25 protein-coding genes are annotated in these 23965 nt (G+C 73.7%); 15 read left to right on the forward strand and 10 right to left on the reverse strand.

Going from position 1 to position 23965, the window contains the following annotated elements; genetic code table 11:
* The first annotated feature begins 37 nt into the window (after positions 1-37).
* From AC27IY_RS07840 to AC27IY_RS07850, 3 genes are read left to right on the forward strand one after another with little or no spacing between them, the layout of a single operon-like run.
* A complete protein-coding gene (locus tag AC27IY_RS07840) occupies positions 38-832 on the forward strand; it encodes a polyphosphate polymerase domain-containing protein (RefSeq protein WP_423445825.1) in 795 nt (264 codons plus the stop codon).
* Positions 833-838: 6 nt separating this feature from the next.
* Complete coding sequence (locus AC27IY_RS07845; protein ID WP_449954949.1) at positions 839-1516, forward strand: DUF4956 domain-containing protein; 678 nt, start codon at positions 839-841, stop codon at positions 1514-1516.
* A gap of 9 nt (positions 1517-1525) precedes the next feature.
* A complete protein-coding gene (locus tag AC27IY_RS07850) occupies positions 1526-3025 on the forward strand; it encodes a CotH kinase family protein (protein WP_487177547.1) in 1500 nt (499 codons plus the stop codon).
* Here AC27IY_RS07850 and AC27IY_RS07855 read toward each other — a convergent pair.
* On the reverse strand, positions 3009-3902 hold the full coding sequence (locus AC27IY_RS07855; protein WP_487177548.1) for a DMT family transporter: 894 nt from the start codon (positions 3900-3902) through the stop codon (positions 3009-3011). The genes AC27IY_RS07850 and AC27IY_RS07855 overlap by 17 nt on opposite strands.
* Positions 3903-3996: 94 nt before the next feature.
* Here AC27IY_RS07855 and AC27IY_RS07860 point away from each other — a divergent pair, with 94 nt between their 5' ends.
* Positions 3997-4857, forward strand: a complete 861-nt coding sequence (locus AC27IY_RS07860; RefSeq protein WP_423445822.1) for a LysR family transcriptional regulator — start codon at positions 3997-3999, stop codon at positions 4855-4857.
* 41 nt (positions 4858-4898) lie between these two features.
* On the opposite strand, the gene AC27IY_RS07865 is transcribed toward AC27IY_RS07860, so the two are convergent.
* Both AC27IY_RS07865 and AC27IY_RS07870 read right to left on the reverse strand, forming a co-directional pair.
* Positions 4899-5579, reverse strand: a complete 681-nt coding sequence (locus AC27IY_RS07865) for an alpha/beta fold hydrolase (protein ID WP_487177549.1) — start codon at positions 5577-5579, stop codon at positions 4899-4901.
* Positions 5580-5581: 2 nt separating this feature from the next.
* On the reverse strand, positions 5582-6394 hold the full coding sequence (locus tag AC27IY_RS07870) for a DinB family protein (protein ID WP_487177550.1): 813 nt from the start codon (positions 6392-6394) through the stop codon (positions 5582-5584).
* 90 nt (positions 6395-6484) lie between these two features.
* Between AC27IY_RS07870 and AC27IY_RS07875 the strand changes: the two genes are divergently transcribed.
* Complete coding sequence (locus AC27IY_RS07875) at positions 6485-7660, forward strand: acyltransferase family protein (RefSeq protein WP_487177551.1); 1176 nt, start codon at positions 6485-6487, stop codon at positions 7658-7660.
* On the opposite strand, the gene AC27IY_RS07880 is transcribed toward AC27IY_RS07875, so the two are convergent.
* Complete coding sequence (locus AC27IY_RS07880) at positions 7593-8246, reverse strand: TetR/AcrR family transcriptional regulator (protein WP_487177552.1); 654 nt, start codon at positions 8244-8246, stop codon at positions 7593-7595. The two genes, AC27IY_RS07875 and AC27IY_RS07880, sit on opposite strands and share 68 nt — an antisense overlap.
* A gap of 49 nt (positions 8247-8295) precedes the next feature.
* Between AC27IY_RS07880 and AC27IY_RS07885 the strand changes: the two genes are divergently transcribed.
* The 7 genes from AC27IY_RS07885 to AC27IY_RS07915 all read left to right on the forward strand — a co-directional run bounded on the left by AC27IY_RS07885 (position 8296) and on the right by AC27IY_RS07915 (position 14752).
* Positions 8296-9522: a hypothetical protein gene (locus AC27IY_RS07885; RefSeq protein ID WP_487177553.1), complete on the forward strand. Its 1227-nt coding sequence runs from the start codon at positions 8296-8298 to the stop codon at positions 9520-9522.
* A 178-nt stretch (positions 9523-9700) separates the two neighbouring features.
* Positions 9701-10231, forward strand: a complete 531-nt coding sequence (locus AC27IY_RS07890; RefSeq protein ID WP_487177554.1) for a MurR/RpiR family transcriptional regulator — start codon at positions 9701-9703, stop codon at positions 10229-10231.
* 36 nt (positions 10232-10267) lie between these two features.
* Positions 10268-11407 carry an NAD(P)/FAD-dependent oxidoreductase gene (locus AC27IY_RS07895; protein ID WP_487177555.1) on the forward strand — a complete coding sequence of 380 codons (1140 nt, stop codon included), beginning with the start codon at positions 10268-10270 and terminating at the stop codon, positions 11405-11407.
* Between the two features lie 114 nt (positions 11408-11521).
* A complete protein-coding gene (locus AC27IY_RS07900) occupies positions 11522-12049 on the forward strand; it encodes a hypothetical protein (RefSeq protein ID WP_487177556.1) in 528 nt (175 codons plus the stop codon).
* 32 nt (positions 12050-12081) lie between these two features.
* On the forward strand, positions 12082-12987 hold the full coding sequence (locus AC27IY_RS07905; RefSeq protein ID WP_487177557.1) for a DUF4097 family beta strand repeat-containing protein: 906 nt from the start codon (positions 12082-12084) through the stop codon (positions 12985-12987).
* Positions 12988-13001: 14 nt separating this feature from the next.
* The gene (locus AC27IY_RS07910) at positions 13002-13952 is read left to right on the forward strand and encodes an ATP-binding cassette domain-containing protein (protein WP_487177558.1); all 951 of its coding nucleotides are present in this window, start codon (positions 13002-13004) and stop codon (positions 13950-13952) included.
* Positions 13949-14752: an ABC transporter permease gene (locus tag AC27IY_RS07915; protein ID WP_364460182.1), complete on the forward strand. Its 804-nt coding sequence runs from the start codon at positions 13949-13951 to the stop codon at positions 14750-14752. Before AC27IY_RS07910 ends, AC27IY_RS07915 begins: the two co-directional genes overlap by 4 nt.
* 30 nt (positions 14753-14782) lie before the next feature.
* On the opposite strand, the gene AC27IY_RS07920 is transcribed toward AC27IY_RS07915, so the two are convergent.
* Both AC27IY_RS07920 and AC27IY_RS07925 read right to left on the reverse strand, forming a co-directional pair.
* The gene (locus AC27IY_RS07920; protein ID WP_344206994.1) at positions 14783-15088 is read right to left on the reverse strand and encodes a 4a-hydroxytetrahydrobiopterin dehydratase; all 306 of its coding nucleotides are present in this window, start codon (positions 15086-15088) and stop codon (positions 14783-14785) included.
* Between the two features lie 61 nt (positions 15089-15149).
* A complete protein-coding gene (locus AC27IY_RS07925; RefSeq protein ID WP_487177559.1) occupies positions 15150-15788 on the reverse strand; it encodes a hypothetical protein in 639 nt (212 codons plus the stop codon).
* A gap of 102 nt (positions 15789-15890) precedes the next feature.
* Here AC27IY_RS07925 and AC27IY_RS07930 point away from each other — a divergent pair, with 102 nt between their 5' ends.
* On the forward strand, positions 15891-16328 hold the full coding sequence (locus AC27IY_RS07930; protein ID WP_487177560.1) for a hypothetical protein: 438 nt from the start codon (positions 15891-15893) through the stop codon (positions 16326-16328).
* Positions 16329-16379: 51 nt separating this feature from the next.
* Here AC27IY_RS07930 and AC27IY_RS07935 read toward each other — a convergent pair whose 3' ends face one another.
* From AC27IY_RS07935 to AC27IY_RS07950, 4 genes are all read right to left on the reverse strand, one after another.
* A complete protein-coding gene (locus AC27IY_RS07935) occupies positions 16380-17015 on the reverse strand; it encodes a DUF3618 domain-containing protein (protein ID WP_364460194.1) in 636 nt (211 codons plus the stop codon).
* Positions 17012-17404: a phage holin family protein gene (locus AC27IY_RS07940; protein ID WP_344206999.1), complete on the reverse strand. Its 393-nt coding sequence runs from the start codon at positions 17402-17404 to the stop codon at positions 17012-17014. Before AC27IY_RS07940 ends, AC27IY_RS07935 begins: the two co-directional genes overlap by 4 nt.
* Positions 17401-18135: an ATP synthase subunit B family protein gene (locus AC27IY_RS07945; RefSeq protein ID WP_423474845.1), complete on the reverse strand. Its 735-nt coding sequence runs from the start codon at positions 18133-18135 to the stop codon at positions 17401-17403. Before AC27IY_RS07945 ends, AC27IY_RS07940 begins: the two co-directional genes overlap by 4 nt.
* A 93-nt stretch (positions 18136-18228) precedes the next feature.
* A complete protein-coding gene (locus AC27IY_RS07950; protein WP_487177561.1) occupies positions 18229-20295 on the reverse strand; it encodes a protein kinase domain-containing protein in 2067 nt (688 codons plus the stop codon).
* A gap of 108 nt (positions 20296-20403) precedes the next feature.
* On the opposite strand from AC27IY_RS07950, the gene AC27IY_RS07955 reads away from it, so the two are divergent.
* Together AC27IY_RS07955 and AC27IY_RS07960 are read left to right on the forward strand one after the other, a co-directional pair.
* Positions 20404-22617 (forward strand): GH92 family glycosyl hydrolase, encoded by a 2214-nt coding sequence (locus AC27IY_RS07955; RefSeq protein ID WP_423445791.1) that lies wholly within the window; start codon positions 20404-20406, stop codon positions 22615-22617.
* An 11-nt stretch (positions 22618-22628) separates the two neighbouring features.
* Positions 22629-23900 carry a glycosyltransferase gene (locus tag AC27IY_RS07960; RefSeq protein ID WP_487177562.1) on the forward strand — a complete coding sequence of 424 codons (1272 nt, stop codon included), beginning with the start codon at positions 22629-22631 and terminating at the stop codon, positions 23898-23900.
* Positions 23901-23965 lie beyond the last annotated feature (65 nt).

Consider the following 23965-nt stretch of genomic DNA (forward strand, 5'->3'; position numbering starts at 1 on the left):
TTCGTGCTGTCGGATGTGTGCGGACGAAAGGAGGGCCATGCTGCACGCGTTCAACCGGTACGAGATCAAGTATCTCGTGGACGCGGTGGAGGCGGCCGAGATCCGCGAGGAGATCGAGCGGCGGCTCGACCGCGACCGCCACAGCGGTGACCGGGGCTACGGCGTCTGGAGCGTCTACTACGACACCCGGCAGCTCCGCTTCTACTGGGAGAAGATCGAGGGGCTGAAGTTCCGCAGGAAGCTGCGGGTGCGCCACTACGGCGACCGGTTCTCGGTGGGCGAGGACACGCCGGTGTACGTCGAGATCAAGCAGCGGGTCAACCGGGTCACCCAGAAGCGGCGGGCGCGCCTGCCGTACCGGGACGCGCTGCTCCTCTGCGACGGGCGCACGCTCGTCGAGCACGAGCCCGCCCAGCGGCCCTTCCTGGAGGAGGTGCTGGACCTGGTCCTGCGCCTCGACCTGCGGGCCGTCGCGACGACCGGTTACACCAGGCACGCCTACCTGGGCCGCGACGCCGACGTGGGCCTGCGGGTGACGTTCGACCAGCGGATCCGCGGCCGGGACAGGGACTTCCACCTCGGCGCGGACGCCGACGACCGGCTCATCGTGCCCGCCCGCAAGGTGATCATGGAGGTCAAGGCCGACGAGCGGGTGCCGTACTGGCTGACCGACCTCACCGCGAAGCGGAACCTGCAGGTCGTGCGGGTCTCCAAGTACTGCCAGAGCGTCGAGGCGCACGGGCTCGCGCCGCGCTCGGTGTTCCACGTCCCTGATCATGACCACGACCTCGACGCCGGCCGCTCCCGGCCGGGCGTCCCCTTGGAGGCATGACCCCCCATGGACTTCTCCTTCCAGGACCTGTCCGGCACGTTCAGCGTGGCCGACATCGCGATCGCGATGGCGCTGTCGTTCGTGCTCAGCGCGATGATCGGCTGGGTCTACCGGGCCACGCACCGCAACGTGTCCTACAGCCAGTCCTACGTCCAGACGCTGGTCGTCCTGGGCATGCTCATCTCGCTGATCATGCTGGTCGTCGGCTCGAACATCGCCCGCGCGTTCGCCCTGGTCGGCGCCCTGTCGGTGGTGCGGTTCCGCAACGCCATCAAGGAGACCCGCGACGTCGGGTTCATCTTCCTGGTGATGGGCGTCGGCATGGCCGTCGGCACCCGCTTCTACCTGCTGGCCGTGGTCGCCGCCGTCGCGATCTCGCTGATCGTCGTGGTCATGCACCGGTTCAACTGGTTCGCGCTCAACGTACGGCGTCAGGTCGTCAAGGTGCAGGTGCCGTCGGACGACGACTACACCGCGGCGATCCAGGACGTGCTGGTCCGGCACACCGACGAGTTCGAGCTGGTCAGCATGGAGTCGATCAGGGGCGGCGCGCTGCTCGAACTGATGTACACGGTCAAGATCAAGAAGGGCAGCGAGCCCGCGGACGTCATCTCCGGCCTGCGCGCCCGCAACCACGGGCAGGCGGTCACGGTCCTGACCGGGTACGACCAGACCGATCTGTAGGGCCGGGCCATGGCACAGCTCAAGCGCCGCGTCCCGGTCAGGCTGCGGCAGAACTGGAAACTGGTCGCGCTGTGCGCGGCGTTCCTGGCCGTCTGCTGGGGCGTGTTCGGCAGCGGGACGATCCGCCCGTACGTCACCACCGCCCGGACCGCCGAGGCCGGCGCCGTCACCACGAACCTGACCGGCGTCAAGGACCTGTTCGACGCCTCGGTGCCGCACGACGTGCGGGTCACGTTCACGGACGAGGCGTACGAGGACATGCTGACCGCGTACTTCAAGGACGGGGAGAAGAAGTACGTCGAGGCCGACCTGGTCATCGACGGCACCCGGATCCCCAGCGTCGGCGTCCGGCTCAAGGGCAACTCCACGTTGCAGGGGCTGACCTGGAAGGGGCAGAGCAAGCGACGGGTCATGCCGGGCGGCGGCGGGCCCCGCCAGGCCGGCGACGGCCCGCCGGACGGCTTCCAGCCTCCCGAGGGCTTCCAGCCTCCCGAGGGCTTCCAGCCGCCGGGCAACGGGAACGGGCAGCAGCGGGGCAACGGGCGGCCGCCCGGCGGTGGCGGCATGATGCGGGCCTCGCTCAAGGCCGAGGAGCCGGAGAGCCTGCCGTGGCTGATCAGCTTCGACGAGTTCGTGGAAGGCCGCCGCTACCAGGGCCACAGCCAGCTCGCCGTGCGCCCGGCCCTGTCGGGCTCGTCGGCGATGCTGAACGAGGCCCTGGGCATCGCGGTCGTCGGCGCGGCCGGCGAGCCCACCCAGCGCTCCGCCTACGGCTCCTTCACCGTCAACGGCCGCGCCTCGACGCCCCGCCTGCTTGTCGAGTACCTGGACGAGGGCTACGCCGAGGGCCTGGGCGACGGCGTCCTGTACAAGTCGCTGGCCTCCGGCTCCTTCACCTACAAGGGCGAGGACCAGACCGCGTACGGCACCGATTTCAAGCAGGTCAACAAGGTCGGCGGCAGGGACCTGCAGCCGGTCATCGACTTCGTGAAGTGGGTGAACGACTCGTCCGCCGAGGAGTTCGCGGCGGGCCTGGCCGAGCGCCTGGACGTGGAGTCGTTCGCCCGTTACGTGGCCCTGCAGAACCTCATGGTCAACTTCGACGACATGGCCGGCCCCGGCCGCAACTACTACCTGTGGTACGACCTCGCCGCCAAGAAGTTCACGGTCGTCACCTGGGACCTCAACCTCGCCTTCAACGGCGACGCCACGAGCGGCGTGCACGACACGATCGGCATGGGACGCATGGGCGGGCACCCGCTGAAGGAGAAGTTCCTCGCCGACGCCGGCTTCAAGAAGCTCTACGAGGAGCAGTACCGCGCCCTGTACGCCAAGCTGCTGGCCGGCGACGCCGCCTCCGGGCTGCTGGACAAGCTGGTCGCGGCCTACGACCTCAACGAAGGGGCCGACAGCGCCAAGGTCAAGGAGGAGGCGGCGACGTTGCGTACGTTCCTGGAGACCAGGAAGAAGACGCTCGGCGCCGACCAGGCGATCACCGGGCCGTCGTGAGCCGCGCCGCCGCGCCGCCCGTACGCGAGAGGAGGACCCCGGCGACCACGAGGACGCCGCCCGCGACGGTGTTCCAGCCCAGCGGCTCGGCCAGCAGCAGCGTGCCGAGCAACGTCGACCACACGGGCGTCACGTACGTCACGGTGGAGGCGATCGTGGACCCCGCCGAGCGGATCACCCGCAGGTTGAGTATGTACGCCAGCCCGGTGCCGACCGCGCCGAGCAGCACGAGCGCCGCCGCGGCGGGCAGGCCGGGCCAGGACGGCCCGCCGCCGGCGAACGGGGTGACGACGGCCAGCTCGGCGGTCGCGCAGACGATCTGCACGGCCGACAGCGCGGCGGCGGAGCCCTGGCGCCCCGAGTAGAACCTGCGGGTGTAGGCGAACCCGGCCCCGTAGCAGGCCGTGGCCGCCAGGCAGGCGAGGCTCCCGATCGCCGGGCCGCCGCCCGCGCCAGGCCCGCCGGCGAGCACCACGAGCGCCCCGGCGAAGCCGACGAGCAGCCCGAGCAGGCGGCGGGCGGTCGGCCGCTCCTGCGGCACCATGAGCAGGACGAACACCAGCGTGGTCAGCGGCGTCGTCGCGTTCCACACCCCGGCGAGCACCGAGCTGACCAGCGTCTCGCCGTACGCGAGGAGGGCGAACGGCACCGCGTTGAGCAGCGCGGCCACGACCAGCGCGTGCCCCCAGACGGCCAGGTCGCGGGGCAGCGGCTCCCGTCGCAGCGCGCACACCGCGAGCAGGGCGAGCGCGCCGAAGAAGCAGCGCCAGAACGCCACCCACAGCGGCCCGACCCCCGCCTCGACCGCGATCTTGATCAGCGCGAAGCTCGCCCCCCAGATGGCGGACAACGTCACGAACGCCGGCATCCACCGCATTGCGTCCCCCTTTTCCACAGCGATGGACGGCATCCTGCTCAGGAGGGGAGCATGAGTCCAACAAGCCGGCCCGCCGACCCCATGAAGGAAGCTCATGACGGTGCACCTGGCCCAGCTGCGGGCCTTCGTGGCGGTGCTCGACGAAGGCGGCTTCAGCGCCGCGGCCGACGCTCTCGGGGTGAGCCAGTCGGCCGTCTCGCACGCCGTCACCGCGCTGGAACGCGCGCTCAAGGCCCCGGTGCTGCTGCGCCAGGGCCCGCCGCGGCCCACGGCGTTCGGTGAGCGGATCCTCGGGCACGCGCGGGCCGCGGTCGCGGCGGCCGTCGCCATCGACGACCTCGTGGCCCTGCGCGACGGCGTGCCGCGCGGGGCCATCAGGCTGGGCGCCCCGCCGTCCGTGTGCCAGGGGCTGCTTCCCGGGCTGCTCAACCGGTGGAAGGCCGACTTCCCCGAGGTCGAGATCACCGTGTTCGAGGGCGAGGACGACGAGGTCGCCGGCTGGCTCGCGGGCTCCGCCGTCGAGCTCGCCGTGCTCGTGGACCCGCCGCCGGGCTTCGGGGTGGTCGTCGGCGTGGACGCCTTCCACGCCCTGCTCCGCCGCGACCACCCGCTCGCGGGGGAGGCGTCGATCAGTGTCGCGGACCTGGAGGACGACCCCTTCCTGCTGTCCCGTGGCGGCTGCGAGTCGCACGTCAGGGAGGTCTTCCGTCAGGGGCGTACGCCGTTCGCGCCCGCGCACCGGATCAGGGAGCTGGGCACGCTGCTCGCCATGGTCCGCAGCGGCGTCGGGGTGACCCTGGTGCCCGGTCTCACCGCGGCGATGCTGGACGCGCGGCTCGTCCTGGTGCCGCTCGACCAGCGGGTCACCAGGAGGCTCGTGCTCAGCGGCCCGCCCGGCCGCCCCTGGCACCCCGCCGCCGAGGCCCTCGTCGCCGCCGCTCACCCGCCCGCTTGACGCTCACCCGCCCGCTTGACACTCAGCCGCCCGCTTGACGCTCAGCCGGCCTCCGCGGCGAGCAGGCGGGCGAGCTCGCGCGGCCGGGTCAGCATGGGCCAGTGCCCGGAGTCGAGGTCGGCGAACGTGACGTGCCTGGCCCGCGCCAGCTCGGGCACGTCCCCGGCGTCGATCCACGCCTTCGCCTCGGCCGGCCCGAACTCGGGGCACACGACGACCACGGGCACGTCGTGACGGCGCTCGTCGGTCAGCCGTACGACCCCCTTGGCGACCCCCTCGGGCACGGGGATCGCGGCGGCGGCGAAGGCCCGCCTGGCGTCCTCGTCGAGGTCGGCCGAGTCGGCCCCCTCGAACGGCCCCCACCCGGGGAAGGGCATGACGCCGTCCGTCACCTCGAAGAAGTCCGCGTACGCGGCCCCGTCGGCGGCCGGGAAACCGCCGACCAGAGCCACCTTGGCGATCCGTTCGGGCCGCGCGTCGGCGGCCAGCCACGCGAGGCTGCACGCGGCCGAGTGTCCCACCACCATGACCTCGCCGGAGGCCGCGTCCAGGGCGGCGAGCACGGCCGCCACCTGGTCGCCGAGCGTGGCCGAGGCCGAGCCGTCGCCCTGGCCGGGCAGGGCGACCGGCACCGGGCGGTGGCCGAGCGCGGCCAGCTCGGGCACGACGTCGTCCCAGGCGGAGGCGTCGAGCCAGAGGCCGCCGATGAGCAAGATGTCCACGGTCAGTCTTCCTTCTCCAGTGCGTTCTTCAGGGCGTTCAGATCGCGTTCGGCGTAGAGCCGGTGCTCCCACTCCTCGCGGAGGATGATGTGGAGGCATTCCTTGACGGGGAAACGTTCGAGTCGTGGCCAGCCGGGCTCGGTGCGGGTCACCTCGGCGGCCAGCCGCTCGTCGGTGAGCGCGTCCAGCACGCCGCGCACCATGGCCTGGCGCTCGCGGCGTACGGCGAGCACCTCGTCGAGTGAGGGGCGCAGGTCGCGCTCCCACGGGATGTCGTGCCACCGGGGCGCCTCGTCCCAGGGCAGGTCGAGCGGATGCCAGGGCGAGGGGTCGCCGAGGACCATCCGGCCCGCCCAGGCGGCGGAGGCGAAGTTCAGGTGCCGCAGGGTCTGGATGAACGACCACTCGTCATCGACGCCGCGGTGCAGCGCGGCCTCCGGGAACGTACGTGCCCGCGCGAGCGTGCCCTCCCACAGCCGCTCCAGGATCGCCCACGCCTCGCGGAACCCGGCGGGGTCCTCGGGGCGCATCTTCGCCCGGTCCGGCATGCGCCGGTCGAGCTCGGCCTCGACCAGCGGGGCGATGTCGACGCCGTTCACGACGACGTTGCTCAGCTCGCCGGCGATCTCGACGTCGATCAGCTCGACGCCGCGCAGGCGGGTCCGCCGGAACAGCACGCCGCGGAGGTCGGCCCCGGTGAGATCGATCTCGTGCATCCGGGCGTCGACCAGGTCCACCCGGTAGAAGGTGGCGTCCTGGAGGTTCACGCGCTCGAAGCGCGCCGCGGAGAGGTCCCGCTCGCGAAACTCGTCCATGAGCCCCGACCCTAGGGCCCATTCCGGACGTTGTGCTTCCGGTTCCGCATCGAGGGCGGGCTGCCAGGATGTTCCGATACGTTGGAGTTCATGGTCGCCGCCCCCGCTTCCACCGCCGCCCGCACGGAGACGACCCGGCTCGACTGGCTGGACGCGCTGCGCGGCCTCGGCGCCCTGGCGGTGGTGGGGGAGCACCTGACGACCTGGGCCATCCCCTGGTTGCGGCCCACCGCGATCAATCTCGGCATCTACGGCGTGCTGGTGTTCTTCCTGGTCAGCGGCTACATCATCCCGCACTCGCTGGAGCGGCACGGCGACGTGCGGGTGTTCTGGATCGGCCGCGTCTTCCGGCTCTACCCGCTCTACCTGGCGGCGATCGTGCTGACGCTGGCGCTCTCGCCGTGGGTCGCGGTCCGCGCCGAGGTGCCGCGCGACGGCTCGGCGGTGGCCGCGCACGCGACCATGCTGCTCGACGCCGTCGGGTCGGCCGGGGTGCTCAACACCATGTGGACGCTCTCGTACGAGATGGTGTTCTACCTGCTCGCGGCGGCGCTGTTCGTGCTCGGCGTACGCGACGGGCGCGGCCTGCTGCCGGTGCTGCCGGCCGTGGCGGCGGCGGTGACCGGCCTGGCGTGGGCCGCGCCGCCGCTGTCGGGGGCGTGGCTGTCGTGGGTGTCGCTGGCCGTGTTCGCCGCCGGGCTGGCCTGCGTGCTGGCCGGGCGGGCGGTGCGCGGCGCGAGCGTGGCGCTGGGGGTCATGGCGCTGGCGCTGCTGCTTTTCAGCAGCCGGGTGCCGTGGTTCGGGGCGGCGATCGTGGCGGTGATGTTCGCCGGCACCGCCATCCACCGATGGGAACGCGGCCAGGGCCGGCTGTGGCCGGTCGGCGTCGCGGCGGCGCTGGTGGCCGCGACGCCGGTGTGGGCGCTCAGCGCCGGCTGGTGGTGGGTGCGTCCGCCGGTGTGGATCCTGACCGTCGTGCTGGCCGCCGCCACCTTCGGCGCGGCCATGGCGCTGCGCGGCCGGCGGCTGCCGGCGGCGCTGACCGGGCTCGGCGTCGTCAGCTACTCGCTCTACCTGGTGCACCTGCCGCTGCTGCTGGTCCTCATGGCCGTGCTCGGGGAGATGCGGTGGGCTCCGGCGGGCGCGCAGCTCGGCGTCGGCGCGCTCGTGCTCGCCCTGCTGCTGCCGCTGAGCTGGCTCAGCCACCGCTTCCTGGAACTGCCCGGCCAGCGGCTGGGCCGGAGGCTGGCCCGCCGCCTTCGGTGAGCGTGCCGGCCGCCGACTCGACGGTCCGGGCGAGTGCGTCGGCGGCCGGCCCGCCGGCCTCGATGAGCGTGTCGATGGCGGCGAGCAGGCAGGCGAAGTCCTCGTCGCGTACGTGCCGGTCGTGGTGGTCGAAGCGGCCGGCGGCCTCGCCGGCGGCGTAGCCCAGGACGGCGGTGCTGATCAGCCGCTCGGCGCGGGCGGCCCGGTCGGGCGCGAGCCCGGCCTGCCGCAGCGCCGCCACGACGCCGTCGCGGATCTCGCGGGACCGCTCGGTCGCCGCCGGGCGCTGGAGCAGCAGCGGGAAGACCGCCGGATGGCGCGCCGCGGTGTCGCGGATCGCGGCGGCCATCGCGCCCAGCCGCTCCCGCCAGGACGCCTGCTCCGGGGGCAGCGGGGGGAGCAGCGCCTCCACGAGCGCGTCGAGCAGGTCGTCCTTGCTCGCCACGTGCCGGTAGAGCGCCATGGTCGTGACGCCGAGACGGGCGGCGACGGCCGGCATGGTGAGCCCGGCGAGGCCGTGCTCGTCGGCGACGGCCATCGCGGCGGCCACGACGGCGGAACGACTGATCTGCGCGGGACGTCCCATTCCATAAGTATATGACGTACGCTTACGCCATACACAAACGGGAGGCGTCATGCGGATCCTGTTGTCGGACGGGTCGGGGCTGACCTCGCGGCAGTGCGCCACCGTGCTGTCGCGCGCCGGCCACCGGGTGGAGGCGCTGTCGCCCGACCCCCTGTGCGTGTGCGCCTTCACCCGGCACGTCCGGCGCGTGCACCGGGTGCCCGCCTTCGGCGACGACCCGTTCGCCTGGCTGGAGTCGGCCCTCACGATCTACGACGAGGGCGGCTTCGACGTGCTGCTGCCCACGCAGGAGCAGGTGAGCGTGCTGTCCGCGGCGGCCGGGCGGCTGCGCGCGCGAGGTGTGGCCACGGCGGCGCCGCCGTTCCCGGCGCTCGCCGCCGTGCAGGACAAGGTGACGGCGTACGCCACGCTGGAGGCGGCGGGGGTGCCGCAGCCGCCGTCGGCCGTGGTGTCCGGCCCGGCACGGGCTGCCGCGTGGGAGGCGTACCCCGCCTATCTCAAGCGGCCGGTCGGCACGGCCTCCAGCGGGGTGATCCGCCTGGCCGGGCCCACGAGCCTCGCGGACCTGACCTGGCCGGAAGGGGAGCGCCGGCTGATCCAGCAGGAGGCGCGCGGGCCGCTGGTGATGACGCAGGCGGTCTTCGCCGCAGGGGAACTGGTCGCCTTCCACGCCTGCCGCCGCACCGGCGAGGGCTCGCGCGGCGGCGCGAGCCGCAAGCTCGGCCTGCGCCTGCCCGAGGCGGAAGCGCAGATACGGCGGCTCGGCGGCGGCCTCCGCTGGCACGGCGCCCTGTCGGCCGACTTTATCCTGACCGCCGACGGCCCCGTCGTCATCGACGTGAACCCACGGCTGGTCGAGCCGGTCAACGCGCTGCTGTCCGGGGTCGACCTGGTGACGCCGCTGCTGGAGCTCGCCCGCGGCCGGACCCCGTCCCCGCAGCCGGCGGGCAGGGCAGGGGTGGCCACCCATCAACTGCTGCTCGCGGTGCTGGGCGCGGCCGAGCACACCGGGCGGCGGCGGGCCGTGCTCGGCGAACTCGCCGCCGCGCTGCTGCGCCGCGGCGGCTACGCGGGCAGCGCGGAGGAGCTGACGCCCGGCCCCGACGCGCGGGCCGCGCTGCTGCTGGCCGCCGTGTCCGGGCTGGTGCTCGCCCGCCCGCGCGCCTGGCGGCGCTTCGCGACGGGCAGCGTCACCGCGTACGCGCTCAGCCCGGAGGGATGGGACCGTATCCGGGGCGACCGCATTCCCCTCGGCGGGCCCCCATGCGATGAATGAGGACCTGAATCTCGACGAGCTGACCGCGAGCACGACGCCGCCCGCCTGCTCGGCCTGACTCCCGGCCCGTCTTGACGATCTCGGGCATGCGGCGGGGTGCGAACTGGCAGAATTCCCCCAACGCTGGGTGATCCCGGCGTGTCTCACCGCAATGCTGCAATACGGAGAAGAAGGCACAGTGTCGATCGAGACGGGACCGGCCGAACCCGCCGCGCTGACGGACCCCGCCGACCCCCGCCGTCGTGGCGCCATCCGCGCGACCGCCCAGGCCATCGGGGCGGCCCGGCGTACCGTCGTCATCGGCTGCGGCGGCGGCTCCGGGCCGGCGCGCGTCCTCGGCCGCCGCGGGCTCACCCTGGGGCACGACGTCCGGCTCGCCCTCGGCTCGACCACCGCCCAAGCCGTCCAGGTGTCCCAGCTGCAGGCGGGCGACTGCCTGGTCGTGCTCCACCTCTGGCGCCCGGCCCGCGGCCTGCGCGGCCTGACCCGGCTGGGCAGGGAGCGCGGCGCCACCGTCTGCGTCCTCACCGACCTGCGCTCCTCGCCGCTCGCCGAGGAGGCCCACCACCTGATCGTCACGCCCGTCGAGGGCTTCCGCGACGGCCCCTCCCGCGCCGCGATGGCCGAGGACGTCCACGCCGTCCTGGCCGAGCTCGCCGCCCCAGGAGCCGCCGGGGATGGGCAACCGCACCGGTACATGCCATCCTGACGAGAGAGCCCGGCACGTACGGGAGGAGGGGCCGGCGTGCGAGTCGTCGTCATCGGCGCGGGGGTCGTGGGATCGGCGGTCGCCGCGGGGCTGACCCGGCGCGGCGCGCGGGTCACCGTCCTGGAGGCGCGCACCCCGGGATCGGGCACCTCCGCCACCTCCATGGCCTGGGTCAACGCCAACAACAAGCGGCTTGAGGAGTACTTCCGCCTCAACCACGCCGGGGTCCTGGCGCACCACGAGCTGCCGGGCCCGTGGCTCTTCCCCACCGGCCACCTCGAACGCGCGACGACCGACGAGCACAAGGAACTGCTGGAGGCGCGGGTGACGCGGCTGGCGTCCCTCGGCTACCCGGTGGAACGGGTGACCGCGGCGCGGGCCGGCGAGCTGGAGCCCGACCTGGTACGGCCCCCGGGCGCCGAGTACGCGTTCTTCCCCGGCGAGGCGCACGTCCACCCGATGCGGCTGATCGGGCGGCTCCTGGGCGAGGCCCGCGACGGCGGGGCGGCGGTCGAGTGCGGCGCCGAGGTCACGGCGATCGAGGCGTCGGCGTCCGGGGTGAAGGTGACCGTGACCGGCGGCCGCTCGTTCGACGGCGACGCCGTGGTGACCTGCGCCGGGCGCTGGACGCAGGGAGTGGCGGCGCTGGCCGGCGCGTACGTGCCCATGCTGGACCCGGCCACTTCCGGCCGCCTCACCAACGGCTTCCTGGTCACCACGGCCCCGGCGCCGGCCCGCCTGTCCCGGATGGTCACCACCTCCGGGCTCAACCTGCGCCCCGACGGAGCCGGGCGGCTCCTGCTCCAGGCCCTCGGGCTGGACGACCGGGCCGATCCGGCCGCGCCGGTGCCGGCCGACGTCCGGCACACGATGCTGGCCAGGCTGCCGGCCGCGCTGCACGCCATCGAGGGGGTCACGGCCGAGCGGGCCGTCGTGGGGCAGCGCGCCCTTCCTGGCGACGGGCTGACGGTGGCGGGCTTCGCCGACCCGGCGGGGCGCGTGTACACCGTGGCCACCCACAGCGGCGTCACCCTCGCCCCGCTGCTCGGGCGGGAGGTCGCCGGCGAGCTGTACGGCGCGGAGTCGGCGCTGCTCGCCCCCTTCCGCCCCGGCCGCTTCACGGACGGCACCGCCGGTCCGCCGCCCGTGCCGGCCCGCCGCGCGGGCGAGCAGTAACCCTGATCCACCGGAGGCAGGAAAGCAGCTGAAGCATGCCTTCATGACGAGTGACGTCACCTTGTGCCGCCAGGACGGATTGCGGTGACGCCATTGTGGTGTCATAGTGGCGTCATGGATCTGGCTCCGTATGTCGACCGACTTCGCCGCGAGCTGGCCGTCGCCGCAGGGGCGGGCGGTGAGGAGACGCGCGCGCTGGCCGAACGCCTCTCCGTCGCGCTCGAACCGGCCGCCAGGCTCGCGCTGCTCGAAGCGTTGTCCGCCGCCGCGGACGAGATCACCCGCGACCTCGCGCCCGGCGCGGTCGAGGTGCGCCTGCGCGGGCGCGACCCCGACTTCGTCGTGACGCCACCGCCCGGCAGCGGCGGCGGACCGTACGAGGAGGACGGCGTTCCCGCCCGCCCGCCCGTGACGCCGGCGCCGCCCGACGCCGACGAGGGCGGCACCTCCCGGATCTCGCTCCGGGTGCCCGAGCACCTCAAGCCGCGCATCGAGGAGGCGGCCGGTCGCGAAGGGCTGTCGGTCAACGCCTGGCTGGTCCGGGCCGTGGCCGGCGCGCTCGACGCCGGCGAGCCTGGCCGCCGGCCGGGCCGCCCGCCGCAGCCGCAGTCCGGCAGGCGCTTCAGCGGCTGGGTGCGCTGATGTCCACCCCGACCCACCACCGAGGAGCCGTGATGCCGACCTTCGACACCCCCGACCCCATCCACGTCCTCGTCGACGTGCCGACCGCGGACGTCCGGATCAGCGCGAGCGAGCGCGCGGACACGGTCGTCGAGGTCCGTCCGGCCGACGAGACCGACGACACCGACGTCCAGGCCGCGCGGGACGTCCAGATCGACCACGCCGGCGGCCGGCTCCTCGTCCGCGCCGACCCGGCCGCGCCCAGCTCGGCGCCCGGCTGGGGGCTGTCGCTCGGCAGGCTCATCGAGTCGCCGGCGGACTGGGCGCGTTCGCTGCTGCGCGGGCAGGGCGCGGTCCAGGTGGCGATCCACCTGCCCGCGGGCTCCCGCGTGGACGCCAAGGCGGCGGCGGGCCTGCACTGCCGCGGGCCGCTCGGCCAGGTGACCTTCGCCACCTCCTACGGCGACATCCGCGTCGAGCGGGCCGGCCGCCTGCGGCTCCAGTCCACCCACGGCGACATCTCGGTCGACCACGCCACCGGGCACGCCGAGGTCACCACGACCAACGGCTACATCCGCCTCGGCCGGATCGACGGCACGGCGGTCGTCAAGAGCGCCCACGGCGACGTACGCATCGGCGAGGTGACCGGCGAGCTGCGCCTGAACACCGCCTACGGCGAGGTGACCGTGGACCGCGCGCTGGCCGGCGTCACCGCCAGGACCGCGCACGGCGGCGTGAACATCGGCGAGGTGGTCTCCGGCGCGGTCGTCATGGAGACCACCGGCGGCGGGCTCGACCTCGGCATCCGCGAGGGCAGCGCCGCCTGGCTCGACGTCAGCTCCAAGTACGGCCTCGTGGACGTCCGCCTGGACGCCGCGGACGGCCCCGGCTCGGCCGGCAACGTCGTCGAGGTGCGCGCCCACACCGCCTACGGCGACATCGTCATCCAGCGTTCCTGAGGAGGAGAGCTTCCATGACCGACGCGATCATGGCCACCGGCCTGGTCAAGAGATACGGCGACGTGACCGCCCTCGACGGCCTGGACCTGGCCGTGCCCGAGGGGACGGTGTTCGGGCTGCTCGGGCCCAACGGCGCGGGCAAGACCACGACCGTGCGGGTCCTGACGACTTTATTGAGACCGGACGCCGGGCGCGCCACGGTGGCCGGGCTCGACGTCGTACGCGACGCCGCCCGGCTGCGCGCCCGCATCGGCGCCTCCGGCCAGTACGCCGCCGTGGACGACCACCTCACCGGCGCCGAGAACCTGGAGATGGTCGGCCGCCTCTACCACCTGGGCGCGCGGCGCAGCAGGGAGCGCGCCCGCGAGCTGCTGGAGCGCTTCGACCTGACCGACGCCGCCGACCGCCCGGTGCGGGGCTGGTCGGGCGGCATGCGGCGGCGGCTCGACCTGGCCGGGGCGCTGGTGGCCGGCCCGCCCGTGCTGTTCCTCGACGAGCCCACGACCGGCCTCGACCCCCGGGCCCGCGCGGGACTGTGGGACGTCATCGCCGAGCTCGTCGCGGAGGGCGCGACGGTGCTGCTCACTACCCAGTACATGGAGGAGGCCGACCGGCTCGCCGACCGGATCGCGGTCGTCGACCGGGGCCGGGTGATCGCCCGCGGCACCCCGGACGAGCTGAAGGACCAGATCGGCGGCGACCGCGTCGAGCTGTCGGTGACCGGCCAGGCCGACCTGGAGGCCGCCGCGCGGGCGCTGGCGCCGCTGGCCGTCGAGGACATCCAGGTCGACGCCGCCGCCCTCCGGATGACCGTCCCGGTCACCGGCGGCGCGGCGGCGCTGACCGAGGCGCTCGCCCGGCTGGCCGCCGAGCGGATCGCCGTCCGCGACGCGGGCCTGCGCCGCCCGACCCTGGACGACGTGTTCCTGACCCTCACCGGCAAGATTGAGGAGACCGTACGATGAACGCCCTCCGGCTCGCCGCCGCCGACGGCCTCACGATCGCCAGGCGGGACGCGCTGAAGATCCGGCGCGCCCCCGACCTGCTGGGCGGCGTGATCACGCTGCCCATCGTGTTCGTGCTGCTGTTCGCCTACGTCTTCGGCAGCATGATCAGCCTGCCCGGCATGTCCTACGGCGAATACCTGCTCCCCGGCATCTTCGTCATGACGATCGTCATGAGCTCCCAGATCACCGGCTACACGCTGACCCAGGACCTGCAGAAGGGCATCTTCGACCGGTTCCGCACGCTGCCGATGTCGCCCTCGGCGGTGCTGGTCGGCCAGACCGTCAGCGACGTGATCATGAACCTGGCCAGCGTCATCACGATGGCGCTGGTCGGGCTGCTGGTCGGCTGGCGGATCCACAGCTCGCCGGGGGAGGCCGCGCTCGGCTTCCTCATGCTGCTGCTGTTCTCGTACGCCTTCTCGTGGGTGACCGCGACGGTCGCGCTGGCGCTGCGCACCCCCGAGACGTTCAACAACGTGGCCACCATCGTCTCGTTCCCGATCGTCTTCCTGTCCAACGCCTTCGTCGACAGCGCCCGCCTGCCGGGGCCGCTCAAGCCGATCGCCGAGTGGAACCCGGTCTCCACGCTGATCCAGGGCGCGCGCGAGCTGTTCGGCAACACCAGCGCGGCCATGCCCGTGCCCGACGTGTGGCCGCTGCGGCACGCGGTGGCGGCCTCGCTGCTCTGGTCGGTGGTGCTGCTGGCGGTGTTCGTGCCGCTCGCCACGCGGCTCTACCAGCGGGCGATCAGCCGCTGACCCGCCCGTCGGGCGGCGCGGCCCCCTCGCTCAGCCGCGGTCGGGGGCCGCGCCGTCGAGGACGTGGTCGATGCGGGCGGCCAGCTCGACGTCCCGGGCCGTCACCCCGCCCGCGCTGTGGGTGGACAGCCGGAACCGGATGCCGTCGGAGGTGTGCTCGATCTCCGGATGGTGGTCGAGCACGGCGGCCTCGTTCATCACCGCCTCGGTCAGCCAGCCGTGGCTGTCCGGCGTCACCGGCACGTCCTTGAGCAGGGCGTCGCCCTCGCGGCGCCAGCCCTCCAGCGCCGCGAGCGCGGTGTCGATGTCCTCGTCGGTCAAGAGCCCCTTGGCCATGTCGCCTCCCGTGTCGAGATCCGCTTCTCGCCTACCACGGGCCGGGGCGTTCACACCTCGATCAGTCGGCGAGGTAGCTGATCGAGCTCACCTCGTAGCCGCCGGCCCGGGTGCCGCGCACGTGCATCAGCATCGCGCCGCCCTCGTACGAGTAGGCGCACGCGGACCCCTTGGGCTCGGCCGTGCACCCCTGGAAGTGGTAGGCGACGCCGCGCGGGTCGTACTTGACCTTGAACAGCGTCTTCACCGCGCCCGTGGAGGCGATCTCAAGGGCGCTGTAGCGGTCGCCGCGCCGCCAGGCGGCGAAGAGCCGCGTCGCCGCCGTGGACGGCTTGGTGACGTGCCGCGACTGGTAGACCTTCGTGACCTTGGAGCCGGTCACCACCATCGCGATGCCGTCCAGCCCGCCGGGCACGCGCACGCTCGTGTGCGTGAACCGGCACACCGCGCCGGAGCAGCCGGCGAAGCGGTCGGGCGCGCGGTAGGGGTAGGCGAAGATCGTGGCGACCGCGGCCGGGGTGGCCACCTTCGCGGCGGCCGCGCGGTCGGCGGCCAGCCAGGCCCGGAACAGCTTGTTCGCCACTCCGGCGGGCGCGGCGGCGGCGGTGGCAGGGGCGGCGGAGGCGGGGCCGGCGGTGGTGAGCGTCGTCGTCGCGGCCACCGCGAGCGCGGCGCCGCCGAGAAGCAGTCGTCTGTACACGGCCCGACCTTACGGCCGGCGTCTTGCGCCCCGATTGCCCGCGGCTTGCAGCCGCTTGGATGATCTAATCGACATATGGGATTACCTCGCTCGATAGGCGTCTTGATGCTCCTGGGAGGCAGTCTGATCGGCTGCGCCCCCGGCCACGAGGCCATGTCCAGCGGCGGCCAGGTGTGCGTCGACCGGGCGAACCGGGAGAACGCCCTCTATCTGAAGGCGGTCAGCGCTGTTCTGCCGTGGGGCAAGCGCGTGAGCGTCGACGAGTGGAACGGATGCGACTCCGCCGACAACGGCGCCTCACTGTCCGTCCTGGTGGACCCGGAACTCCGACGTGATCAGTTGTGGCAGGCGTTCGTCAAGGCGGGGTGGTCGCCGGCCTCGCAGACCTGCGGCACTCCACCCTGCAGATTCCAACTTGTCCACCAGGTGGGCAAACGGCTCGTCGGGATCGCCTTCGACGAGACCGGACGAGAGGGCCTGCGGGTCGTCGCGGCCGCGGCCGACTCCTGCTGGGACGACCGCGGCTATCGGTGCGAATAGGCACAGAGACGGCCCCGTGATCACGGGGCCGTCTCTGTCTGATCAGCCGTCTCAGCGGTGGTCGGTCACCTGGCGGGCCTGCTCGCGCGCGTGCTGCGCGGTGTCGCCGGCGGCCTCGGCGGCGGTCTCCCGCACCTGCTGCGCGGCCTGGCCGGCCACCTCCTTGGCCTCCTGGCCGAGCTGCCGCACGCTCTCCATCCCGGCCTCCCTGACCGGCTCCAGCACGTCGCCGACCTGCTCGCGGAGCTGGCCGACGGCCTGCTCCTCGGCCTGCGTACGCGGGATGAGCGCGGCGGCCAGCAGCCCCGCGCCGAACGCGATCAGCCCGGCGGCCAGCGGGTTGCCCTGCGTGCCGCGCATCGCCTGCTCCGGCGCGGCCCGTACCGCCTCGGCGGCCTGATGGGCGCCGTGCCGTACGGTGTCGGCCGCCTGCTGCGAGCCCTCCCTGACCGTCTGCGCGGCCTGGTGCGCGCCGTGGGCCACGGTGCCCGCGCCCTGGTGCGCGCTCTCGCGTACCCGGTCGGCGGCGTGGGCCGGCGTGCCCATGACCCGCTCGCGGAACGTGCGCGCGGCCCGCCGTACGCCCTCGGTCCGCCGCCGCGCGATGCGGGACGGGCTCGTCCGGTCGGCCAGCCGGTCGACGTCGGCGGCCAGCTCGGCGCGCGTGGCCGCGATCTCGCTTCTCATTTCCTCAGGTCGCGTGCCCACTGCACGTCCTCCTTGAGCGTCTCGATGGTCTGCTCGGGCTTGGGTTCGACCTCACGCATCCGGTTGCGTCCGGTCGTGTACATCACGCCGCCGGCGATCGCCCAGATCACCGCGACGATGAACGCCGCCCAGCCCAGGTCCATGACGTTGCCCAGGCCGAACATGACGGCCAGGGTCAGCAGCAGCGCCGTCATGGAGGCGGCGAACCCGGCGCCGCCGAGCAGCCCGGCGGCCTTGCCCGCCTTGGTGGCCTCCTCGCGGATCTCCGCCTTGGCCAGCGCCACCTCCTGGCGGAACAGTTTGGAGATGTCCTCGCCGATCTCGCCGACCAACTGGCCGATCGTCGGTTCCTCCGGTTGCACGGTCATGGCAGGTCACTCCCGGCGCCGTAGGTGGGGGGAGTGGAGCGCGGCGGCACCTGCCGCGGCTCTTCGGGGCCGGGCACCGCCGGTCCGGGCTCCTCGTACGCGGGCGGGACCACGGGCATGGTCTCCTCGCGGGCGGAGAACGCGTCGCCGACCGGCGCGGGCGGGGCGACGGGCGCGGGCGGGACGACCGGGGCGGGGCCGCTCGGCACGGTGTCGGCGGAGGACAGCGGGGACCGCTGCCCGGGACCGGACGTCGTCTCCGGGCTCTCGTTCGCGGCCTTCATGATCCGGCCCACCAGGAAGCCCGCGGCCAGCGCCCCCGCGAGGAACGCGCCGGGGCGGCGGCGGGCGAAGCTCTGCACGTCGTTGACCATGCCGGCCAGGCCGTTGCGGTCCAGGTAGTCGGCGGCGCGGTGGCCCTGGCCGGCGATCTGGCGTACGACGCCGGTGACCGGGGAGTCGGGCTTGGCGTGCTCCTGCAGGGACGACAGGTCCTCGGACCACTGCCGCAGGCTCTGGGCGGCGCGCTGGCTCTGGTGATCGGACTGCTCGCGCACCCGGTTGCGCAGCTCGTTCACGGCGCGGCGGGCCTGGTGCCTGGCCTCGTCCGCGACCTGCGCCGTGCGTTCCACGGCGGTGCCTGCCACCTCGCGGGCGGCGTCCTTGCCCTGTTGGAGCGTTCCTTCCTGTGGAGAGGCCGGTCGCCCGGTCCCCGTCGGATACTCGCTCATGGGATGCCTCCTCGTGCGACTGATGTCGCCTGCGGCTACCCAGAGTGTCAACAACAAACCAAAACAGCCCCAACGCAGGGCAAAGCGGGCTCCCTACCAGAGCACCCAGGGGCTCTCCAGACCGCCGCCGAACGTGCTGGTGCCGGTCCGCCGCCAGCGCTGGCGTACGTCCAGCTTCGCGCCGCCGGGCTGGGCCTTGACCTGGAACGGCCCGCAGGTCGCCACCCCGCCTGCGGTCGCGGGGGAGACGCCGGTGCAGATGAACGGCTCCGAGGCGTTGGTCTCCGCGTCGGTGTCGTAGAGCTGGACATGGATGTCGGAGCCGGCGGCGTTCGCGCCGCGGACCCGGCCCTGCAGGTGGAAGACGCCGTCGACCAGGGCCACGCACGGCGACATCTCGACGCCGTCCGCCGTCCGTCCCCAGGAGCGGCACTTCCACTGGGGGGACGTGTCGGGCCGGCTGGGCGGCTCGGCGTCCTCCACGGGGTCCTCGGTCACGGGCGGCGAGTGGACGGGGCGGGGGGTGCGTACGGACTTGGTGGGCGGGTCGGTCATGGGGCGCTGGGCGGCGGTGGCCGGCGTGGTGGTGCGCGGGGTGCGTACGGGCGCCGCCGGGGTCTTCAGCGCCCGCATGGAGCCGTTGTCCGGCGTGACCGCGGTGGTGGTGGCGGGCGGCGGGACCGAACCGAGGGCGGCCAAGGCGTCGGCCATCCCCTTCGGGTCCGGCTCCCGCCACGGCGCCACGACGGCCACCGCGACGCCGGTGAGCGCCAACGCCGCGACCGTCGCCGCGACCACGACCAGAGGCCGCCGCCCCCGCCGCCGCCCCGACACGCCCGTGACCTCACCGCCCACCCCAGGCGCGGCAGGAGACCCCGCGAGACCCGACCCCCCGGCCAGGCCGGCCGCCCCAGAAGGTCCGGCGGCCCTCTGCGGTCCGGTCGGGCCCGACGGCGCGGACGTGCCGGTGCCCCCGTGTGGTCCGGTAAGGCCAGATGACCCAGGTACGCAGGCTGCCCCTTGCGGTCCGGACGGGCCTGCCGGCCCGGACACGCCCATCGCTCCAGAGGAGCCGGGGGAGTGGGGCAGGCCGGGAGGGCCTGGGACGCCGGAGGCACTGGGGCCGCTCGAAGGGGCGAGGAGCGGGGGCAGGGGCTCGGGGGTGGGGGATGCGGCGAGGAGCGGGGGCAGGGGCTCGGGGGTGGGGGATGCGGCGAGGAGCGGGGGCAGGGGCTCGGGGGTGGGGGATGCGGCGAGGGGTTCGGGGGCGGAGGGGAGGGGTTCGGAGGTGGTGGAGGGGGAGTCGGTGCGGGGGATCGGGGGGAGGGCGGGGTGGGCGGCCAGGGAGGGGGCCGCCTCGGCCAGGGCGCGTGCCACCGCCGCCGCCTCCGGCCGCGCCCCCGGCTCCTTGGCGACGCAGGCCGCGACGACCTGCCACAGCACGTCCGGCATCCCTGGCAGCCGCCGCGGCATGCTGGCCGCGTGCTGCCGGAGCAGCGCCATCGGGTGCTCCCCGACGAACGGCGGCCGCCCGGCGAGCAGCTCGTAGAGGATCAGCCCGAGGGCGTACACGTCCACCGCGGGCGTCGCGGAGTCGCCGCCGGCCACCTCGGGCGCCAGGTACGCGGGCGTGCCGATGATCGACGACGTCTGCGTGAGGCCGGGCCCGTGCACGATGCGCGCCACCCCGAAGTCGGTCAGCCGGGCCGTCCCGGTGCCCGCCTCGATGAGCACGTTCCCCGGCTTGACGTCGCGGTGCGCGACCCCGGCGGCGTGCGCGGCGGCCAGGGCGGCGGCGACCTGGGCCAGCAGCCGGGCCGCCTCCCCGGGCGGCAGCGTGCCGCGCCGCCGGAGCAGGTCGCGCAGGTCGCCGCCCTCGACGAGGTCCATGACCAGGGCGAGCCTGTCGCCCTCGATGACGAAGTCGCGCACGGTGACGATGCCGGGATGGCGCAGGGCGCGCATGACGTTGCGTTCCTGGACGAAGCGCAGCACCAGGTCGGGATCGCCGGCGAGCCCGTCGCGCAGCAGCTTCACCGCCACGACGTCGCCGGTGTCGCGCTCGCGCGCCCGCCACACCGTGCCCATGCCCCCGGCGCCGATCTCGTCGAGCAGCGTGTAGCGGCTGCCCAGGGATGACTCCGGTCTGTCCTGCCCCATCAGTTTGATCCCCCTGTGCCGTGCGCTGAAGATCAAACTATAAGGATTTCACCTTGGCGAAACCTTAAGCGAACAGCGAACGGGTACATTGCCGCCATCCTCACGAACATGGACCCCTTCATCGGCACAGCGGCCACCGACCTGCCTCCCGCACGCGGTCTCGCCGCCACTTGGTGGTGGCCGAAGCCGCAGGTCGGCAACACGCACCCGGGTGCGACCTCGCCGCTCGGCATGGTTTCCGCCTGCGCCTACTCGGGCGCCTACCCCACCGGCTACGGCCGCTACGCCAAGAACACCGAGGGCGTGCCCGAGGAGATGTTCGAGCGGCTGCAGGCATCCGGATTCACCCACTTCCAGCAGTCCGGCACCGGCGCGATCCGCAAGTACTACAACTACGTCCGGGTCACCCCGATGGTGCAGCCGCTGGACGACCTCAACGAGTCCTGGCCGCTGCACGACGAGGTGGCCGAGGCGGGCTACTACGCCGCCACCCTCGACACCGGCATCCGCTGCGAGCTGACCGTGGGCACCAAGGTCGCCGTGCACCGCTACACCTTCCCCGAGCACTCCAGCGCCCGCGTGGTGATCGACCTGTCCTGCGGCGGCCTCGGCATCGACCTCGGCCGTACGGTGCCGGTCCGGGCGCAGGCCGAGAGCATGGGGCTCGGCCGGGCGCAGGGCACGGTGGTGATGGAGGGCGTCCCGCTGTCGGTCTACCTGGAGGTGGACAGTCCCGGCTGGCGGCAGATGCTCTGGTACGACCGCCGCCTCATCCACGGCGGCACCCGCCTCGACTTCGACAGCATCCGGCAGACCACGCTGCGCCCGTTCGGCATGCTCTTCATGGGCCCGGCGCGGGCGGGGCAGACGGTCGAGGTGCGGCTCGGGTTCTCGCTGCGCGGCTGCGAGCAGGCCCGCGCCAACCTCGAACGCGAGTGCGGCCAGTCGAGCTCCGCCTTCGACACCGTGCGCCTGCGCACCCGCGCCCGCTGGGGCGACCATCTCGGCCGCGTCCAGGTCGAGGGCGGCACGCCCGCCCGCCGTACGGTCTTCGGCACCGCGCTCTACCACGCGCTCATCAAGCCGTGCTTCGGCGACGACGAGAGCCCGTTCTGGCCGACCCCCGGGCCGTTCGCGTTCGACGTGTGCACCATGTGGGACATCTACAAGACCCAGCTCCCGCTGCTGTCCGCCATCGTCCCCGAGCGGGCGAACGACCTGCTGGAGTCGCTGATCCGGGTCTGCGAGGAGGAGGGCAACTTCCCGATCGGCTACCGCATGGCCCGCGGCGCCGACCGGTTCTTCCGCCAGGCGAGCGCGCTCGTCCACACGGCGCTGGCCGACGCCCACGCGCTCGGCCGCACCGCGCTCGACTGGAACTGGGCGCTCGTGCACATGGTCGGCGACCTGCGCCGCATGTACGGCGAGGACTTCTTCGAGCACGGCGTGGTGCACCCCATCACCCACACCCTCGACCTGGCCTACGCCCACCACTGCACCGCCAAGGTCGCCCGCGCGCTCAACGACCGCCGGCTGGCCGACGACCTGGAGCGGCGCAGCAGCCAGTGGACCAACGCCTTCGACCCCGGCACGGGCCTGCTGCGCGACTCGGAGTTCTACGAGGGCGGCAAGTGGAACTACTCCTTCCGCCTGCTGCACGACATGGCCGCCAGGATCGACCTGGCCGGCGGCGACAAGGAGTTCATCGACAAGCTCGACCGCTTCTTCGGCTACGGGGCGCGGCCGGTGCGGCAGCCGGGCCGGCGCCCGGACCCCGCGGAGATGGCGGCGGGATACGCGCTCAACCGGTTCGAGGGACTGAACAACGAGCCCGACATGGAGGCGCCCTGGGCCTACCACTACGCGGGCCGCCCCGACCGCACCGCCGAGGTGGTGCACGCGGCGCTCACCTGGCAGTTCGGCACCGGGCCTGGCGGCCTGCCGGGCAACGACGACTCGGGCGGCCTGAGCTCCTGGTACGTGTGGGCGTCCCTGGGCCTGTTCCCGGTCGCCGGGCAGAGCCTGTTCCTGGTCAACGCGCCCGCCTTCGAACGGGCCGTGCTCCGCACCGGCGACGGCGAGTTCGTCGTCGAGACCAGCGGCCATCGCGAGACCCCGATCGGCGTGGACGGCCCGGAGGGCCACCCGCCCCCGCAGTACGTGCAGTCGGCGACGCTCGACGGCAAGCCCCTGCACGCGACGCACCTGGACGCCGTCACCGTGCACCGCGGCGGCGTCCTCCACCTCCGGCTCGGACCGGAGCCGTCGGCGTGGGGCCGGGAGCTCCGGCCCCCGTCTCTTTCCGATCCACCCGCGACATAGGAGGTAGCGCGATGCTCCCCCCACATCGCCGTCTCGTCATCGTGGTCAGGGCCGACCCGGTCATCTGCGGTCACTCGGGCGAAGCACGCAATCTCGCCGAGGTGGCGCTGACCCGCGGGTTCACCGACGTACGGCTGCTGACATGGCCGATCCCCGCGCTGCAGGCGGCAGGGCTGCCGCTCAAGCCGCTGGACCGGCTGCTGCCGTACAGTCCCGGCATCACCGTGGAGCGGCCGGGACCCGTCGGCGACTACCGGGTGCCGGACGGACGCCATCAGGCCGGGCTCACCGGGCGGCTGGTCGAGCTGCTGGCCGAGCCGGTGCCGACCGTCTGCCTGTCGATGTACCTCGCGCCGCACACCTCGGTCGTCGTGGACGCGGTCGCGGCGGCCCGCGCGGCCGGTTACGCGCCCGACGTCCACACGGTCGCCAAGGCGGTCGGCTCCGACGTCACCAACGTGATCCGCTCGTGCCTGCGCGAGGGCCGGTTCGGCGCGGCGACCGTGCTGTTCACCACGTTCCTCACCAACGACGAGGTCGTCGCGGTCTCCGACTACACCAGGGACGAGATCATCGCCTCGGCCGAGCAGGTGGACGCGCACTGCGGCACCGACTTCGCCGAGCAGTGCCGGCGGCGGGTGACCGTCAGCTACCCGCCGATCGACTCCACGGCCTTCCTCGGCCTCGACCGGGCGGAGGTGGACGCGGCGCTCGCCCGCCGCGGGCTGGACCGCGACGGTTACGTGCTGTTCCTCTCGCGGGTGACCCGCGCCAAGGGCATCTACGAGCTGGTGACGGCCTTCGCGCGGACCCGCTGCCGCTCGCGGGTGAAGCTGGTCGTCGCGGGCACGGGCCCGGCGCTGGCCGAGGTCAGGGCGCTGGCCGCGGCGGACGAGCGGGTGGTCTTCCTCGACGATGTGGACGACCGGGAGAAAGCGCTGCTCATGAACGGGTGCGCGGCCTACGCGCTGCCCACCAAGCCCGAGCCCGACTTCGTGGAGACCTTCGGCATCGCCCTGGCCGAGAAGATGCTGGCCGGCGGCGGGCCGATCATCACCACCACGACGGGCGGCGCGCCGGAGGCGGTCGGCGACACCGCCGTCATCGTCCGGCCCGGCGACGTCCCGAGCCTGGTGGCGGCCCTGGACCGGGTGGTGCTGGACCTGTCGGCCGCCGAGCGGCACGACATGGAGATGCGGGCCCGCGCCCGCGCGCTGCGCTTCGACCGGGCGGCGGTGTTCGACGACCTCTTCCCGCCGACACCGGCGATCGAGGTCGCCTGACGCTCCTACGGCGGGCGGGCCTCGCGTCCGTGCGAGGCCCGCTTGCCGCCGGCGGGCGGGTGAGC

The sequence above is a fragment of the Nonomuraea sp. B208 genome (assembly GCF_057536035.1).